Genomic DNA, 17,219 nt, shown 5'->3' on the forward strand with positions numbered 1-17,219 from the left:
GAGAAGGCCCGCACCGTCGCCGGTGCGGGCCTTTCGGTTTCGCGGATGGGTCAGTTGACGAGGATGTCGACGTCCAGGCCGCCGGCAGGCACGGTCACCGCGTAGCGGACCGGACCGCCCGGGGTGGCCGGAGCCAGCTTGGCCTTGTCCGAGCTGACGTAGTCGCCGTCGATCTCCACGTCGTACACGTAGCGGATCTCCTGACCGGGCAGCACGTGCAGCTCGTACACGGTGGTGTCCACGAAGTCGCTGGTGTCGACGTAGTCACCCGTCGTCGTGTTGAGGACGCTCACTCGACCCCAGCCGGTCGGCGTGCCTTTGCTGATCACCAGGTCGCCCGTCACCGTCACCCCGCGCGTCAGCCCGAGATTGGCGGTGGCCACCGCGCCGGCGGTCACCTGGGTGCCCGTGGCGCTGTAGCGGGTGACCGCACCGCCGGTCCACGTGGTCGCGTAGCCGAAGGAGCTGTACTTGAGCGGCCAGCGGTACGGGCCGAGGCCGTCGACCTGGAAGTTGCCGTCCTCGTCGGTCTCCTCCTCGGACGAGCCCAGCCCGGGGTTGGCGGTGAACAGGGCGATGCGGGCCTGCAGCGGCTCGCCGGTCGCGGCGTCGGTCACCCGCCCGCGGATCGATCCGGCGCGGTCGACCTTCACCTGGGGGCCGGCCGCGCTCTTGCCCGTCGCGACCGTGATCGTGGTGGCCTGTCGCTCGTCACCGGCGCCGCCGTTGGTGGTCACCCACTGCTGCCCGTAGGTCTGGTTGCGCGGTACCGCGAAGAGCCGGTAGTCGCCGGCTGCGAGCCGGTCGATCGTCACCTTGCCCGCCGCGTCACTGCACTGGTCGCCACCGTAGTTGTCCGGAATGCGGGCACGTCCCGGCTGGTAGGCGAGGACGCAGACATCGGCCAGCGGGCTTCCGGTGGCCTTGTCGACGACCGTCGTGGTGATCTTGGCACCGGGCAGCAGCCGTACGACGACGTCGGTCGTCTGGTTCGCCTTCACGGTCGCGGTGACCGAGCGGCTGAGGTAGTTGCCGCTGTACGCGTTGACGTCGATCACGTGTGTGCCGACGGTCTGGTCGGTCATCAGCGCCACGCCGGTGCCGTCGTCGCAGACGTCGTACGCGCAGAAGTCCCGGATCGTGATGCCGGTGATGGCGTCGACGGCCCGCACGCGGATGGTCCCCGTCGGCAGCAGGCTGTCGGTGATGCGGGTGTTGTTGCCCGCGGTGACGACGACCGGGTCGGCGTCTTCCGCCTCGATCGCGCCGTCGAAGTACTGGTGGCGGTTGCCGGCGTAGAACTCGACCGAGTACGTGCCGACCAGCACCTGCGGGATCGAGAACTCGCCGTTGGCGTTGGTGGGGGTGTCGCCGAGGTAGCCGTTGGCCTGGAACGGATTCGCGTAGACGGAGGCGTCCGCCACCGGGGTGCCGTTGTCGTTCGTCAGCCGGCCGCTCAGGCTGCCGATGGCCAGGACGGTGTCGTCGGCCCGGGTCTCCTGGTCGACGGTCACCGTGAACGTGGTGGCGTCGTCCTGGCTGATCTTCCCAGGGATGAACTGCTCCTGGTAGCTGTCTTCGATCGGCGAGAACGAGACCTGGTAGCGGCCCGGCGGCACCGGGATCCGGTAGTCGCCGTTGTCGTCGGTGGGCTGGCCGCCGACCGAACTGCCGTACTCGTTGACGGCGTTGATCCAGGTCCACGCGAGCGGCTCGCCGTTGGCCTGGAGGATCCGGCCGGTCAAGAAGCCGGTGGCGATCAGCTGCTGGTTGATCGTGGTGGTCTGGCCGTTGGTGACGCGGACCTCGTCGGCCTCCCAGATGTCGGTCTTGCTGTCGAAGTACTGCTGCGGGTGGTCGGTGCCGGACATCGACACGACGTAGCTGTCGGTGGCGAGGCCCTGGATGCGGTAGGTGCCGTCGGCAGCGGTCGTGGCGTAGCCGACCGGCTCGCCCCACTCCTCGAAGTCCATTGCGGCCACCCAGATGTCGGCGGCCGGTGCACCGTTGGCGGTCGTGATTTTGCCGGTGATGACGCCGGTTCCGGCCGCCTGTGCGGGGGTCGCCCACACAGCCATCGTTCCGGCCAGGGCGGCGGCCGCGATCGCGGCCGTCGCGCGTACTCGTCTCATGCTTCTCCTGCTCATGGGATGGGGACGATCAGGTCTGCGGTCACGCCGCCGGCGGGCACGGTGATGGCGGGACGGAGTGGGCCGCCCGGGGCCGCGGGTGCCAGCTTGGCGGCCTCGGACCGGTAGGTGGTGCCGTCCACCCGGATGCTGTAGATGAAGCGGATCTCCTGCTCGGGCTGCACGAGAAGCTGGTAGGCCGCGCCCTCGAAGTCGACGGTGCCCACGTAGTCGCCGGTCGTCGTGTTGAGCACGCTGATGCGCCCGCCCTGCGCGGTGCCCCGGCTGGGCAGCACGTTGCCGCGGACCGTGACGCCCTTGGTGAGCGCCAGGTCGGCGGTCGCCACGGTGCCCGCGGTGACCTGGGTGCCGGTCGTGGCGTAGCGGGTGACGGCGCCGCCGGTCCAGGAGGAGGCGTAGTTCTCGTAGCCGTTGTAGTGCAGGGGCCAGCGGTACGGGCCGAGGCCGTCGATCTCGAAACGGCCGTCCTCGTCGGTGGTCGTCTCGCCGCCACCGGTGCCGGGGCTCTGGGTGAACACGCCCACGCCGGCGTAGATCGGAGCGCCAGTCGCGGCGTCGGTCACCCGGCCGCGGATGGTGCCGGCGCGGTCGATCTTCACCTGCGGAGCGGTTGCGGTCTTGCCGGTCGTGGCCTTGACGGTCACGGCCTGACGCTCGTCGCCGCTGCCGCCGTTGGCGGTCACCCACTGCCGGCCGTAGGCCTTGTTCCGTGGCTCGGCGAAGAGCCGATAGTCGCCAGCCTCGAGCCTGGAGAGCGTGACCTTGCCGGCAGCGTCGCTGCACTGGTCGTCTGTCATGCCTTCTTGGATGGAAACGTCGCGGGGTCGGTAGGCGGTCAGGCAGACATTGGACAGCGGCTGGCCGGTGGCCTTGTCGACGACCGTCGTGGTGATCTTGGCGCCCGGCAGGAGCCGGACGACGAGGTCAGTGGTCTGGCCGGTGCGCACAGTGACGTCGACGTCGCGGCTGATGTAGTTGCTCTCGGTCCGGACGCTGATCGACTGACGGCCCTCGGTCAGGCCGGTCAACAGGAGCTGACCGGTGCTGTCGCTGCACTCCCCGCTGGCGCAGAAGTCCCGGATCGTGATGCCGGAGATGGCGTCGACCGCGCGGACCCGGACGCTCCCGGTCGGCAGCAGGCTCGGCGTGAACCGGTTGTCCTGGCCCCCGACGACGGTGACCGGGTCCGCCTCTTCGGGGTCGGCCGTGCGGTCGAAGTACTCGGTGCGGTAGCCGACCCAGAACTCGACCATGTATTGACCGGCGAGCAGCTTCGGGATCGAGAAATCACCGTTGTCGTTGGTCGTCGCTGACTCGCCGCCACCGCTTCCACCGAACGGCGACGCGTAGAGCTGGACGTCGCGGGCCGGCGTGCCGTCGGACTGGGTGACGCGTCCGCTCAGGCGGCCGGCAGCCAGCGCGGTGTCGTTGACGCTGGTCTCCTGGCCCTCGGTGACGACGAAGCGCTGCGCGGCCGCGGGGGCGAGCTTCCCCGGCACGTACTGCTCCTGGTAGAGGTCCGCGTCCGGCTCGAAGCTCACGAGATAGGTGCCCGTCCGCACGGCGATGCGGAAGGTGCCGTCGCTGTCGGTGCCGGCCGCGCCGGCGTAGGACTCGTCGTCGGCCCGGTAGACCCGCACGAGGCTGTTGTCGAGCGGCGCGCCGGTCGGGTCGGTGAACCGGCCCGTGAGGAAGCCGGCGCCGAACAGATCCTGGTTGACGAGCGTGCTGCGGCCATCCGTCACGGCGATCGGGTCGGCGTCGAAGATCTCGTCTTTGCGGTCGAAGTACTGCTCGGCGATGTCGGAGCCGAAGAAGCCCACGATGTAGTTGCCGGCGGCCAGGCCGTCGAGCTGGTAGGAGCCGTCGGCCGCGCTGGTGGTGAACCCGCGACCCTCGTAGGTCTCCGGGTCGTATGCCTGGACCAAGATGTCGCCGGCCGGCGCGCCGCTGGACAGGCTCAGGTGCCCGCCGATGGAGCCGTTGGCGGCGGCCTGAGCGGGTGTTGCCCCTGCCGCCATTCCACCGAGCAGGACGGCCGCCACCAATGCGGCCGTCGCGCGGCGTCTGCCGCTGGGTCTCATTTCGTTCCTCCCCGTTGATCGGTCCACATCGGACACGGAGAGGCAGCCTTTGATAGGCACTTCCGTTCCCCCGTGTCGCCCGGACTCGGCCAGGCGTACGAAGGATAGAGGTACTTCGCTTTCGTGTCTTCGGCCGTTCGAATGAGATGATCTAGCGGTTCCAGTCCTGCTTGGCCGCGCGGACGAGCTTGTCCTTCAGCTCGCGGGTGTGGCGCCGGGAGACCGGCAGCTCGGCGTCGTCGACGACGACCACGTAGCCGGAGTTGGCCAGCCGGAGCTCGGCGATCAGGCGCAGCTGCACCAGATACGACCGGTGGATGCGGACGAAACCCGCGTCGGCCCAGCGATCGGCGAGCGTGGCCAACGGAACCCGCACCAGGTGCGAGCCGTCGGAGGTGTGCAGCCGGGCGTAGTCGCCCTGCGCCTCCACCCACCGCACCGCCGAGCGCGGCAGCATCCGGGTCGTCCCGGCGAGCTCGACCGGGATCGTCGGGTCCTCCTCGGCGCGGGCCAGCGCGGCCGGGTGGCTGGCCACGACGCGCGCGCTGACGACGCGGCGGATCGATTCGCTCAACCGCTCGACCTGCACGGGTTTGCGGACGTAGTCGGCCACGCCGAGGTCGAAGGCGTCGACGGCGCCGTCGTCGTACGCGGTGACGAAGACGATCGCCGGCGGTCGGGCGAACCGGCGCAGCACCCGGGCCAGCTCCATGCCGTCGAGGCCGGGCATCCGGATGTCGAGGAAGACGACGTCGACGTCGGTGTCACGGAGCACCCGCAGCGCCTCGGTCGCGTCGGCCGCGGTGTGCAGCCTGGCCACCCGGGGGTCGGCTCGCAGGAGATAGGCGAGCTCGTCGAGCGCCGGCGGCTCGTCGTCGACGGCGAGCACGCGCAGGAATCCGCGATCGGTCATGCCGCACCGCCCGCGTGCACGCCGGGGTGGAACTTCGGCACCCGAATGCTCACCCTGGTTCCCGCCCCGATTCCCGTCTCGACGACCAGACCGAACTTGTCGCCGAACACCGACCGCAGTCGCTCATCCACATTGGACAAGCCGACGTGGGCGCCGGCGTCGTCGACACCAGCCACGCCCGCCTCGGCCACTCCTGCGACGAGCGCCGCCGGATCCATGCCGACGCCGTCGTCTTCGACGGTGATGTGGCACTCGGCGCCGGCGTCACGAGCCTCGATGCTCACCATACCCAGGCCCGGCTTGCGCGACAGTCCGTGCCGCACGGCGTTCTCCACCAACGGCTGCAGGCACAGGAAAGGAAGGCTGACGGGCAGCACCTCGGGCGCGATCTGAAGGCGCACCTGAAGCCGCTCACCGAACCTGGCGCGCTCGATGGTCAGGTAGCGGTCGATCGAGCGCAGTTCTTCGGCGAGCGTGGTGAACTCGCCGTGCGCCCGGAACGAGTAGCGGGTGAACTCGGCGAACTCGAGGATCAGCTCCCGGGCGCGCTCGGGGTCGGTGCGGACGAACGACGCGATCGCCGTGAGCGCGTTGTAGATGAAGTGCGGACTGATCTGTGCGCGAAGGGCACGCACCTCGGCGCGGGCGAGCCGCTCGCGGGAGGAGTCGAGCTCGGCCAGCGCGAGCTGCGCGGCGGCCCAGCGGGCGGTCTCCAGGGTGGCCTGCACGAGCCCGGGTGCCGGCTCGTCGTCCGCGACGGCGACCAGCGCGACCGTCGTCGCACCACGGATGGGCGCGACGACGGCACCGCGGATCTCACAGTCGACCCGGTCGCAGGGCAGCTCGCCCTGCCGCAACACGGTCGACCGCCCGACCGCGAGCGCCTTCTTGGCGGCGGCCTCGAGCTGATGAGAGTGATGCCCACCGCGCCCGTCGAGGGCGAGCACTCCGCTGTCGTCAGCCAACGCGAGCCCCGGCGCCCCGACCAACATCCGCAGATGCCGGGCGGCCTTGGCCGCGCTGGCGGCGGTCAGCCCACCACGGAGCGGCTCGGCGGCCAGGCCGGCGGTGTGCAGCACCTCGTAGGTCGCCCGCTGGGTCGCGGTGGCGATCCCCCTGCGAGCCCGCAACCGCACGACGGCATAGACCGCCCCGGCGAGCGCGCTGACAAGAGCCAGCACCGCCAACGCCGTAGACAGGTCCGCACCCATGCGCGGAATCTTCACCCGCCGCCCCCGATTACGGAACCCCTTCAAAGGGCGGCACCCACCGAACCAATCTCCCGGCCGACACGCGGGGAGGCTGCGGCGGTGAGGGCGTGGCGCCGGACCGACGGGCTTCTGCTCGTGCGTAGGCCGTCCTCGCGTGAGGTCTCCCCGCCCGCGTGTCGGGCTCGGGACACGCCGCCGCTCGGGCGGCGGCTGGCAGATCTAGGAAATCGAATGCTGCTGGAGCAGCAACGATTTACCTAGATCTCTGCTCGCCCTGCGCGGACCTGGCAGCGCAGCGCAGCGGAGCGGTCCCCGGCGGGAGCAACGGTCGCGCCCCCGACGAACCCGGGCCCAGATCTCGCCCTTGCTTTAGACCTTGATCTTGCCCTTGATCTGGACCGCGCTCGTGATCTAGACCTTGATCTTGTCTGTGGTCTGGAGGGCGTTCTTGGTCGAGAGGGCGATCTTGGTTTAGTAGGCGCCCTTGCGGGCTAGGACGACGCCGATGGTGCGCCAGAGGATGCTGAGGTCGTAGGCCAGCGACCAGTTGTCCACGTAGTAGAGGTCCAGGCGGACCGCCTCGTCCCACGACAGGTCCGAGCGGCCCGAGACCTGCCACAGGCCCGTGATGCCCGGGCGGACCAGTAGGCGGCGGCGGACGTCGCCGAGGAAGTCGCCGTCGTCCGCCGGTAGCGGGCGGGGGCCGACCAGTGACATCTCGCCCTTGAGCACGTTGATCAGCTGGGGCAGCTCGTCGACCGAGCTCGCCCGCAGGAAGCGGCCGAACGGGAAGACGCGCGGGTCCTGGCGGATCTTGAAGAGCATGCCGTCGGTCTCGTTCTGGTCGACCAGGGCGGCCAGGCGGTCTTCGGCGTCCACGTACATGGTGCGGAACTTCCACACGCGGAACGTGCGGCCCTCGTGGCCGACGCGCGGCTGGCGGAAGAAGACCGGGCCCTTGTCGGAGATCTTGATGCCGATCGCGATGCCGGCGAGCAGCGGCAGCAGCACGATCAGCCCCACCGCGGCGGCCACCCGGTCGAGGATGTTCTTGGCCAGCAGCGCCGGGCCGGACAGGGTCGGCTCTTCGACGTGCAGCAGCGGCAGGCCCTCGATGGGGCGGATGTGCACCCGGGGGCCGGCGATGTCGGTGAGCTGCGGTGCCACGACCAGGTCGACGCCGCTGCCTTCGAGCTGCCAGGCCAGCCGGCGCAGCTCGCCGGGCTCCGCGCTGGCCGAGCCGCAGACCGCGATGGTGTCGGCGCCGAGCTCGCGGACCAGGCCGAGCACGTCGCGGCCGGCGTAGACCGGGACCGGCGTCTCCATGCCGCGGGCGGCGGCGTAGCCGTCGGTGATGTGGATGCCGACCGGCACCAGGCCGGCGGACGGGTTCCGGGTGACCGCCGTGTAGACCTCGAGCGCCTCGGGCAGCGTGCCGATCAGGATCATCCGGTGGCCGGCGACGCCGGCGCGGCGGCGGACCAGGTGCAGGACCTGGCGGGCGACGTAGCGGGCGAACCAGATCAGCAGCAATGCGCCCACCAGGACGCCACCGACCGTCATACGTGACAGATCGATCTTCGTGGCGAAGACCAGGAACGACACGCTGGCCGCTACCACGAGCGATGCGCGGGTCACGCGCTTGAACTCGTCGGTGCCCAGCCCGAGGTAGCGGCGGTCGTAGGCGCCGTTGGCCCAGAGCGTGAACAGCCAGCCGAACGGCAGGAAGACGTAGGCGATCAGGTTGAACAGCGTCGGGCGGTCCTGGAAGCCGGCCCGGGCCGTCTCGAACTCGGTGACCGCGAAGTAGCTCGCGAGCACGGCGGCGCCGAAGTCGAGCAGGAGGAGCACCAGGATGAAGGGGCGGTGCCAGCGCGACACGCGGCGCCGGGCTCGGGCCCAGGCGGAACGCGGCACGCCGTTTGGTGGCGGCGGCGAGGGCACCTGGATCTCGAAGCTGTCGACGTGGCGCACGACGCCACCGCGGCCGTTGCTGGTTACCGGGCGCTCGAGGCTGGTCGTCACCTCACGCACGTCCTCCCGGGTAACGCGTGCCGCCCACTCGCCGTACGGGCTCGGGTCGCCCACCGCATCAGTCTCCCATGTCAACGGTTGTGAACCGTGGACAGAAGGCAGACATTACGCCCGCACCCGCCGGAGGGGTCGTCCCCGCGCCGTCGGTGCGGGACCGGGTCACTATACCGATAGACGAGCGCTACGGAAGAAGACAGTTGTGCGTCGAAAAAGGTTCGTACGCAGGGCTTCCGGCCGCTCACTCAGCGCACCAGCTTGGACAGCCGTCGATCCGCCAGGGGCTTGCCGCCGGTCTGGCAGGTCGGGCAGTACTGCAGGCTCGAGTCGGCGAACGACACCTCACGCACCGTGTCGCCGCAGACCGGGCAGGGCAGGCCGGTGCGGGCGTGCACCTTCATGCCGGATCGCTTCTCGCCCTTGAGCTCCGCGGCCTTCTGCCCCACCGAACGCCCTACCGCGTCGTTGAGGGCCGTCTGGGTGGCTTCGTACAGCGTGGCCATTTGTTCGTCGGTCAGGCGGTCGCTCATCGCGAACGGTGAAAGCTTGGCGGCGTGCAGGATCTCGTCCGAGTACGCGTTGCCGATGCCGGCCAGCACCGCCTGGTCCTTGAGCACACCCTTGATCTGGCCGCGCCGGCTGCGCACCGCGGCCGCGAAGGTGGCCTCGTCGGCCGCGAGCGCGTCGGGGCCGAGCTTGGCGATCCCGGGAACCTCGGCCGGATCGGTCACCAGGTACGCGGCGAGGCGTTTCTGCGTGCCCGCCTCGGTGAGGTCGAAACCGGACCCGTCGTCGAGCCGCACGCGTACGGCGATCGGGCCCTTGCCGGGCTTGAGGGGTGCGGCGCTCGGGAACGCGTCGCGGTAGTGCAGCCAGCCGGCACGCGACAGGTGCACGACCAGGTGGACGCCGCCTTCGAAGAGCACGTCCAGGAACTTGCCGTGCCGGCCGGCGTCCACGATCTCCTTGCCGGCGACCGCGGACGGAGCCGGGTCGTAGGTCTTCAGCGCGCTGAAGGAAGCCACCTCGAGCCGCTGGACCCGGTGGCCGACGGCACGGTCACGCAGGTATGCGGCGAGTGCTTCCACCTCGGGCAGTTCGGGCACGTCGACAACGGTAGCCTGACGCCACCATGAAGGTCGTCGTCGCGCACAACAGATATCGCGAGGCCCAGCCCTCGGGCGAGAACGTGATCGTCGATCTGGAGATCGACCAGCTCGCCGCGGCGGGTGTCGAGGTGCTGCCGTTCCTGCGCAGCTCGGACGAGATCGCGACCATGTCTCCCGGCGCCAAGGCGCTGCTGCCGATCTCGCCGATCTATGCGCCAAAGGCGCAACGGGACCTCGCGGAGCTGATCCAGGCGCATCGGCCGGACGTGCTGCACCTGCACAATCCGTACCCGCTGATCTCGCCCTGGATCGTGCGGACCGCCCACCGGTTCGGCCTGCCGGTGGTCCAGACCGTGCACAACTACCGGCAGGTCTGCGCGTCCGGGCTCTACTTCCGCGACGGCGGCATCTGCCACGACTGCCGGGGACGCGCGCTGCCGCTGCCGGCGGTGAAGCACAAGTGCTATCGGGGTTCGACCGCCCAGAGCGCGCTGATGGCGACGGCGCTGACCGTGCACCGGCCGACGTGGCGCTCCGTCGACGGTTACCTCGCGCTGACCGACGCCATCAAAGATCATTTGATCGGGTACGGGATCCCGGCGGACCGCATCACGGTCAAGCCGAACGCGATCCCTGACCCCGGCCCGCCGGCGCCGCTCGGCAGGGGCTTCCTGTTCTTCTCGGGCCGGCTCTCCGAGGAGAAGGGCGTGCGGCTGCTGCTCGACGCCTGGCAGCGGCACCCGGACGGCGCCAACGGGACGCTGCGGGTGGCCGGCGACGGCGACCTGCGCCCGTTGGTCGAGTCGGTGGCGGCGGCGCGGGGCGACGTCGAGTTCCTGGGTCGGCTCGACCGACCGGCGATCGACGCGGCGCTGGCCGCCACCGCGGTGGTGCTGGCCACCCCGACGTGGCACGACGTGCTGCCGACCGTGGTGCTGGAGTCGCTGGCCGCCGGGCGGCCGGTGCTGGGGACGGCGCTGGGCGGGGTGCCCTACGAGGTGGGCGACGCGGGCTGGATCGTGCCCGCCGAGGTCGACGCGCTGGCTGCCGCCTTCCCGCGCGCGGCGGCCGAAGCGGCGGCCAAGGCGCCGCTGGCCCGACTGCGCTACGAGCGCACGTTCCACCCCGACGTGGTCACCAAGCGCCTGCTGGACACCTACTCGGGCCTGGTCCGCGCCGCCGGTCACTGACCGGCGGCGGCCGGCCGTCAGAGCGTTGTGGTGTCAGGAACGTAGGGCGGTGCGGCCCGTGAAGGCGATGCTGGCAAGCAGGAAGCCTCCGTTGACGACGATGAACGCCGTCATCAACCAGATGGTCCACTGTGGAACTAGCAGCAGCACCAGCGCGGCCACGAAGATGACCGCGCCGTAGTCGCGGACCAGCTTCACCACTCGCACCGGCAGCGAGGTCGAGGTGACCATGCTGCCGCTGTTCGGGCCGGCCTGCATCACCGACGTCACGAGGTTGACCATCCACGTGCCGGCGAACAGTGCGACCACCCATGAGGCGGTCGACGGGCGCTGGTCGACGGCCACCGCGGACAGGGCCGTGACGAGCGAGATCTGCACCGCGATGTCGCACAGCACGTCGACCCGGGCGCCGGCCGGGCTGGTCTGCCCGGCCACCCGGGCGAGCTGGCCGTCGGCGCAGTCGAGGGCGTAGGCGAGCTGCCAACCCATCAGCGCGACCAACCCGGCTACCCAGGTCGGCACGTCGGTCGACGCCAGCGCGACCACCGCGGCCGAGGTGGCCAGGCCGACCACCAGGTTGCCGGCGGTCAGGATCGTCGGCGGGACACGCAGCCGGTACGCGGCCGCGGCGAACACCGCTCCGGCGCGCTGGCTCAGCGCCTCGCTGAACAGCCCGCCGCCCCGGTTGACGCGGTAGAACTCGGCGGCGCCCGGCGCCGCGGTCTCAGCCGGCAAGGTCGCGGAGCGCATCGGCGTATCCCTCCAGTCGGGCGTCGATCTCGGCGGGCGACATGGCGAGGTGTTCGAGGATCGTGTAGCGGTCTGGCCGCGTCGACGGCGCGTGCGCGACCGCCTGCGCGAACTGCGCTTCGGTGAGCCCGAGGTCGGCCGGCGTGAGGGACAGCCCGTGCCGGCGCATGCAGCTCACCAGCTGGGCCAGCCGCTCCTGCTCGCCGCGCAGGTACGTGCAGAACAGCGCACCCACCCCGACCTGCTCGCCGTGCGAGGCCACCTCGCCGAAGAGCGCGTCGATGGCGTGGGAGATCTCGTGGCAGCCGCCGCTGACCGGTCGGGTGGTGCCGTGCACCGCGCTAGCCAGGCCACCCATGATCAACGCCTCGGCGAGCGTCGTGAGGAACGCGTCGTCCGTGATCTTGCCCGGATGGTTGACCAACGCCTCGGCGCTGGCCCGCGACAGCGTGACCGCGAGGCCGTCGATCGGCTCACCGCGCTCGCGGTGGGCCAGCTCCCAGTCGGCCACCGCGTTGAGGTCCGAGAGCGCGTCGCCGATGCCGGCCTGGGTCTGCCGGTCCGGACCGTTCTCGACGAAATCGAGGTCGACGATCACCGCGATCGGGATCTGCACGCCGTACGAGTTGCGGCGCCCGCCGTGCGACAGCGATGCCGTCGGCGACGCGATGCCGTCGTTGGCCAGGCTGGTCGCCACGGTCACCATCGGGATGCCGAACCGGGTAGCCGCGTACTTGGTGGTGTCGATGGTCTTGCCGCCGCCGATGCCGACCACCGCGTCGTAGGACCGCGCGCCCAGCCGCTCACCGAGCTCGGCCGCCGCGTCGAGGGTGCCCCCGGCGATGTGGAAGACGTCGGCGTTGCCCAGGCCCGGACGCACCATCTCGGCGATCCGGTCGCCCTGGCCGGGACCGACCACCACCGCGACGTCGCCGCCGCCGGAGATCCGTCGGTCGTGCAGGAGGGTGCCGAGCTCGGCGACGGCGCCGCGGCGCACCTCGATGGCCAGCGGAGTGGTGACGGTGCGGGCTAGTAGTGGCATGCGATCTCCCGCGCGCGGGCCAGGTCGGCGTGGTTGTCGACCTCGACCCAGGGGATGTCGCCGATGGTCGCCGCCCGGACCTCGCCGCCGCGCTGCGCGTACTCCTGGTAGCCGTCCTCGTAGTAGAGGTTCGGGTCGCGGCGCCAGGTCGCCTCCAGCGCGTCCGCGAGACCCGCCGCGGCCGAGGACTCGATCAACGTCGCGCCGATGTACTCGCCGAACGCCTCGGCCGGGTCCATCAGCTTGGTGATCCGGGTGAGCTGGCCGTTCGCGTCGAAGGTGGTCTTCATCTCCTCGTCGGCGAGAGACTTCACGTTGTCGACGGCGAGCAGGACCCCGGGGCCACGGTTGTCGAGCAGCGTCTGCTCGACCGAGACCGGGTGCACGGTGTCGCCGTTGACCAACAGCGCCCCACCGGCGAACTGGTCACGGGCCAACCACAGGGAGTAGGCGTTGTTCCACTCCTCGGCCTTGTCGTTGTGCACCAGGTTGAGCGTGACGCCGTAGCGTGACTCCAGGTCCGGCCGGCGCTTCTCGACCGTCTCGGCCGCGTAGCCCACGACGACCGCGATGTCGGTCAGCCCCACGGCCGCGAGGTTGCGCAGCGCGATGTCGAGGATCGTGGTCTCGCCGTCGACCGGCACGAGGGCCTTGGGCAGCGTGTCGGTATAGGGACGCAGACGCCGGCCAGCGCCGGCAGCGAGCACGAGACCGATCATCCTGGAGCTTCCTCCACACATGCAGCAGATGTACGGGAAGAAAACTCTTCCCGACGTGGAGGATAGCGGTGTTGTCTTCTACAAGCCGATCTGGCGCAAAAGGGCGAAACCGCCCTCGACGACCTGCCGGAGTAGACCACCGTCCATGTCCCGCTGCTCGTCGAACACGTCGAGCTCGTCGCGGGTGATCCACCGGAAGCCGGTGTGCTTGCCGGCTTCGAGCCGCGGTCGGGAGAGATCGCCGTCGACCCGGATCAGGAAGTCGGTCTCCAGCCGCTCGAACCCGTCGTTGCCCCGGTAGCGCAGCTCACCGATCGTGCCGAGGACGATCGAGACCCGCCAGCCGGTCTCCTCGGTGACCTCGCGGTAGAGCGCCTCCTCGGGGCTCTCATCCGGTTCGAGGTGGCCGCCGACGATGTCCCAGGTGTCCGGGAAGAGCTTGCGGGTCGCCGATCGGCGCTGGATGAACACCCGCCCGTCGTCGTCGACGATCACACCTGCCGCGCAGCGCATGGGTTCGACGGACACGCATCGAATCTAGCCAGCGTCGATCACCGAAGCTAGTCGTGGCGGCGGGTGCCCCGGCGGGCCGGGTCCGGCGGCGTCACCTGTTCCAGATGGGCGAGCACCTTGCCGGAGATGGTGGTCAGCGCGGCCAGGTCGGCCGGGTCGAGCAGGTCGATGAAATGCCGCCGGACGGACGCCACGTGCAGCTTGGCCGCCGCCTGGATCGCGGCCCAGCCCTCGTCGGTGAGCACCACGGTCGCGCTGCGGCCGTCGCTCGCGCAGTCGTCGCGGGTGACCAGGCCGCGCTGTCCCATCCGGCTGACGTGGTGGGAGAGCCGGCTGACCGACCACTTGATCTCGGCGGCCAACTCACCGAGCCGCATCCGGTGACCGGGTGCGTCCGAGACGGTCGAGAGCACGTCGTAGTCGGCGTCCGAGAGCCCCGAGTCGGCGGCCAGGTCGCGGGTGATCTGCAGGTCGAGCAGCGTGCGCAGCCGCCGGTAGCCGAGCCACGCCCGCATCTCGTCGTCGGTCAGCCAGCGGGTCATGCCACCAGCGTAGACAGTCTGCTTGACATGTCAAACACGACGCGCCTACGCTGTTTGACATGTCAAGCAGACTGCTCCGGCTCTTCGGCGGCCTGGTGCTGTTCGGGGTCAGCCTCGGCCTGATGGTTCGTGCCGACCTCGGCCTCGGTCCGTGGGACGTCTTCCACCAGGGCGTCGCCGAGCGGATCGGGCTGTCCATCGGCCTGGTCGTCAACCTCACGGCCGTCGTCGTGCTGCTGCTCTGGATCCCACTGCGGCAGCGGCCCGGCATCGGCACGGTCGCCAATGTCGTCGTGGTCGGGCTGGTCACGGACGGCACGCTGTGGCTGCTGCCCGACCTCGACGCCCTCGCGCCCCGGATCGCGCTGCTGGTCGCCGGCATCCTCGCCAACGCGGTCGCGACCGGCCTCTACGTCGGCGCAGGTCTCGGTCCTGGCCCGCGCGACGGGCTGATGACCGGCCTGGCCGCCCGCGGCCACTCGATCCGGCTGGTCCGCACCGGCATCGAGCTCACCGTGCTGGCGATCGGCTTCCTGCTGGGTGGCTCGGTCGGTTTCGGCACCATCGCATACGCCCTGGCCATCGGTCCGCTCGTCGGGGTCTTCCTGCCCCGGCTGACCATCGCGCCGCGCACCGCGGCGGAAGGAGAACCGGCATGATCCACTTTGGGCTGGACGTCCCGGCCACCACTGTTCCCGGCGAGCCGGCGGTCGACCCGGTGGCCGCAGCGCGCGCCGCCGAGGCCGCCGGGTTCGACTTCGTCTCGGCGTCCGACCACCCGTGCGGCACCGACCCCAGCTACGAGACCTGGACGATGCTGACCTGGATGCTGGCCAGCACCTCCCGGCTACGGGTGCTGCCGCGCGTGCTCGGCGTGCCCTACCGCAACCCGGCGATGGTGGCCAAGATGGCCGAGACGGCGGACCGCCTCTCCGGCGGGCGGCTGCTGCTCGGCCTCGGTGGCGGCTACTCCGACGACGAGTTCCGCGCGTTCGGCATCGGCGTGCCGTCGCCGCGCGACAAGGTCGACGGGCTCGACGAGGCGATCCAGGTGATCCGCGGGCTCTGGACGGAACCGTCGTTCACGTTCGCCGGGCGAATACATCGGACGGACGCGGCGACCATCGCTCCCCGGCCGCAGCGCCCGATCCCGATCTGGGTCGGCACTTTCGGGCCGCGCGCGCTCGCGGTCACCGGCCGGCTCGCCGACGGGTGGATCCCGTCGCTCGGCCACGCGCCGCCGGAGACCATCCCGGCGTTGCGCGACCGGATCGCCCGGGCCGCCGACCGCGCCGGACGCTCCATCGAGGAGATCACCTGCGCCTATCACCTGGACGTGCCACCCGGTGGTGCCGACGAGGTGGTGGAGACACTGCTGGGTTACCTGCGGCTGGGTTTCACGGCATTCAACTTCCGCGTCGCCGGTGCCGACCGGGACCAGCGGGTCTCCTGGCTCGGTGCGGAGGTCCTTCCTGCCGTACGACAGGCTGGTTGACGGCGCAAGTCTTGTAGTTCTGTCCCAGCAGGACCACTATGTCCGTACGGTGGCCTTCAAGGGGGATGTGTCATGCAGGTTCGTGATGCCATGTCCAAACAGGTTCTGTTGGTGGGTCCCGAACACACGCTCCGGCAGGCCGCCAGCATGATGGCCACCCGCCGCGTGGGGTCCGCCGTCGTCATCGATCCCGACGCCCAGGGCATCGGCATCATGACCGAACGCGATGTCCTCTACGCCATTGGTGGCAACCTCGACCCCGACACGGAAACGGTCGGTGACCACATCACCTGGGACGTGGTCTACGCCGGTCCTGATTGGACGCTCGAGGACGCGGCGATGGCGATGTCCCGCGGCGGCTTTCGGCATCTCGTGGTGCTCGATGGCACCGAGGTGGTCGGGGTGGTCTCGGTCCGCGACATCATGCGGGTCTGGGCGGCCGACCGCGAGCGCGTCTAGCCTGTTCGGGGGCAGACTGGGGGCATGACGGGGCGCACGGTCCACGGCTCGACGACCGAGATGATCAAGGCGGTCGCGGCTGGCCGGCCTGTGCGCCAGGATGCCCCCGACGACCCCTCGGGCGACCCCCTCTGGATCGACGGCGAGCGCTTCCGGATCGAGCGGATCGGGCGGCCCCTCGACTGGGTGATGCGCGCGCTCGGCGACGGCGCCGACGGGAGCCTGCCCTGGACGGTGCGGATGTGGCAGGGCGGGTTGCTCGACCGCCTGCCCCGCAGCGTCGACCACACGATCATGGGTGTGGCCTGGGACCCGACGACCCAGATCGCCGATCTGCTGGTACGCGACGAGCAGGCACCCGTGCCCCATGATCTCGATCTGGACGCCCATCGGGCCGTGCTTGATCACATGGCCGCCCTGCACAAGCGGTTCTGGCACTTCACCGACCCGGTCGGGCTGGCACCGCCAGGTGCCCGCTACACCGCCCTCGCCCCGGCCACCGGCATCCGCGAGGCGGGCGACGGCGCGGACGCGCTCGTGGTGGGTTGGGCCGCGCTCGCCGCCGACCAACCGGAGGCCCACGAGGTCGCCCTGTCCCTCGCCGTCGAGCCGGCCCCGCTGCTGGCGGCCTTCGACGGGCTGCCGACCACCCTGGTCAACGGCGACTGGCGGCTCGGCAACGCGCGCCCGGTCGACGCCGGGCACACCGTCCTGCTCGGCTGGGGCTGGGCAGGCATCGCCGGCAGCTGCGTCGACCTCGCCGGCTACCTGGCGCTCAACGCGGGCCGGCTGCCGGAGTCCAAGAACGCCACGATCGAGGCATTCCGTGCGGCGCTGCACCGCCACAAGATCGATACTGCCGACTGGTGGGACCGCCAGCTCGAGCTCGCGCTGCTCGGCGCCTTCGTGCAACTGGGCTGGTCGAAGACGACTGACCAGACGGAGCTGGCCTGGTGGATCGAGCGTGTGATGCCGACCGCCCACACCTTGCCCACATAGTGGTCGCACCTA

Annotated in this window: 16 protein-coding genes; 5 read left to right on the top strand and 11 right to left on the bottom strand. The window is 70.6% G+C overall.

Annotated features, from left to right (window positions below; translation table 11 throughout):
• Positions 1-50: 50 nt before the first annotated feature.
• From AB0J88_RS28325 to AB0J88_RS28350, 6 genes are all read right to left on the bottom strand, one after another.
• Positions 51-2,132 carry a carboxypeptidase regulatory-like domain-containing protein gene (locus AB0J88_RS28325; RefSeq protein WP_364350424.1) on the bottom strand — a complete coding sequence of 694 codons (2,082 nt, stop codon included), beginning with the start codon at positions 2,130-2,132 and terminating at the stop codon, positions 51-53.
• 11 nt (positions 2,133-2,143) lie between these two features.
• Positions 2,144-4,234, bottom strand: coding sequence for a carboxypeptidase regulatory-like domain-containing protein (locus AB0J88_RS28330; RefSeq protein WP_364350421.1), 2,091 nt, complete (start codon positions 4,232-4,234; stop codon positions 2,144-2,146).
• Positions 4,235-4,385: 151 nt separating this feature from the next.
• Positions 4,386-5,147, bottom strand: a complete 762-nt coding sequence (locus AB0J88_RS28335) for a LytTR family DNA-binding domain-containing protein (protein ID WP_364350418.1) — start codon at positions 5,145-5,147, stop codon at positions 4,386-4,388.
• Positions 5,144-6,358: a histidine kinase gene (locus tag AB0J88_RS28340; protein WP_364350415.1), complete on the bottom strand. Its 1,215-nt coding sequence runs from the start codon at positions 6,356-6,358 to the stop codon at positions 5,144-5,146. The genes AB0J88_RS28335 and AB0J88_RS28340 overlap by 4 nt, the downstream gene beginning before the upstream one ends.
• Before the next feature lie 471 nt (positions 6,359-6,829).
• The gene (locus AB0J88_RS28345) at positions 6,830-8,392 is read right to left on the bottom strand and encodes a sugar transferase (protein ID WP_364351013.1); all 1,563 of its coding nucleotides are present in this window, start codon (positions 8,390-8,392) and stop codon (positions 6,830-6,832) included.
• A gap of 242 nt (positions 8,393-8,634) precedes the next feature.
• Positions 8,635-9,495: a DNA-formamidopyrimidine glycosylase family protein gene (locus tag AB0J88_RS28350; protein WP_364350410.1), complete on the bottom strand. Its 861-nt coding sequence runs from the start codon at positions 9,493-9,495 to the stop codon at positions 8,635-8,637.
• A gap of 26 nt (positions 9,496-9,521) precedes the next feature.
• On the opposite strand from AB0J88_RS28350, the gene AB0J88_RS28355 reads away from it, so the two are divergent.
• Positions 9,522-10,688 (top strand): glycosyltransferase, encoded by a 1,167-nt coding sequence (locus AB0J88_RS28355; protein ID WP_364350407.1) that lies wholly within the window; start codon positions 9,522-9,524, stop codon positions 10,686-10,688.
• A gap of 33 nt (positions 10,689-10,721) precedes the next feature.
• On the opposite strand, the gene AB0J88_RS28360 is transcribed toward AB0J88_RS28355, so the two are convergent.
• From AB0J88_RS28360 to AB0J88_RS28380, 5 genes are all read right to left on the bottom strand, one after another.
• Positions 10,722-11,438 (bottom strand): CDP-alcohol phosphatidyltransferase family protein, encoded by a 717-nt coding sequence (locus AB0J88_RS28360; protein ID WP_364350404.1) that lies wholly within the window; start codon positions 11,436-11,438, stop codon positions 10,722-10,724.
• Positions 11,413-12,480: an iron-containing alcohol dehydrogenase family protein gene (locus AB0J88_RS28365; RefSeq protein WP_364350401.1), complete on the bottom strand. Its 1,068-nt coding sequence runs from the start codon at positions 12,478-12,480 to the stop codon at positions 11,413-11,415. Before AB0J88_RS28365 ends, AB0J88_RS28360 begins: the two co-directional genes overlap by 26 nt.
• Entirely contained in the window at positions 12,468-13,199 is a 732-nt protein-coding gene (locus AB0J88_RS28370; RefSeq protein ID WP_364350398.1) for a phosphocholine cytidylyltransferase family protein, read from the bottom strand. The genes AB0J88_RS28365 and AB0J88_RS28370 overlap by 13 nt, the downstream gene beginning before the upstream one ends.
• A 78-nt stretch (positions 13,200-13,277) precedes the next feature.
• Complete coding sequence (locus AB0J88_RS28375; RefSeq protein ID WP_364350395.1) at positions 13,278-13,727, bottom strand: NUDIX domain-containing protein; 450 nt, start codon at positions 13,725-13,727, stop codon at positions 13,278-13,280.
• A 32-nt stretch (positions 13,728-13,759) separates the two neighbouring features.
• On the bottom strand, positions 13,760-14,254 hold the full coding sequence (locus tag AB0J88_RS28380; protein ID WP_364350392.1) for a MarR family winged helix-turn-helix transcriptional regulator: 495 nt from the start codon (positions 14,252-14,254) through the stop codon (positions 13,760-13,762).
• 59 nt (positions 14,255-14,313) lie between these two features.
• Here AB0J88_RS28380 and AB0J88_RS28385 point away from each other — a divergent pair, with 59 nt between their 5' ends.
• From AB0J88_RS28385 to AB0J88_RS28400, 4 genes are all read left to right on the top strand, one after another.
• Entirely contained in the window at positions 14,314-14,913 is a 600-nt protein-coding gene (locus AB0J88_RS28385) for a hypothetical protein (RefSeq protein WP_364350389.1), read from the top strand.
• Positions 14,910-15,749, top strand: a complete 840-nt coding sequence (locus AB0J88_RS28390) for an LLM class flavin-dependent oxidoreductase (protein ID WP_364350386.1) — start codon at positions 14,910-14,912, stop codon at positions 15,747-15,749. Before AB0J88_RS28385 ends, AB0J88_RS28390 begins: the two co-directional genes overlap by 4 nt.
• A 72-nt stretch (positions 15,750-15,821) precedes the next feature.
• A complete protein-coding gene (locus AB0J88_RS28395; protein ID WP_364350383.1) occupies positions 15,822-16,208 on the top strand; it encodes a CBS domain-containing protein in 387 nt (128 codons plus the stop codon).
• A 24-nt stretch (positions 16,209-16,232) separates the two neighbouring features.
• Positions 16,233-17,207, top strand: a complete 975-nt coding sequence (locus AB0J88_RS28400; RefSeq protein WP_364350380.1) for a hypothetical protein — start codon at positions 16,233-16,235, stop codon at positions 17,205-17,207.
• Positions 17,208-17,219: the final 12 nt, after the last annotated feature.

It is taken from the genome of Asanoa sp. NPDC049475 (assembly GCF_040676915.1).
GTDB lineage: Bacteria > Actinomycetota > Actinomycetes > Mycobacteriales > Micromonosporaceae > Asanoa.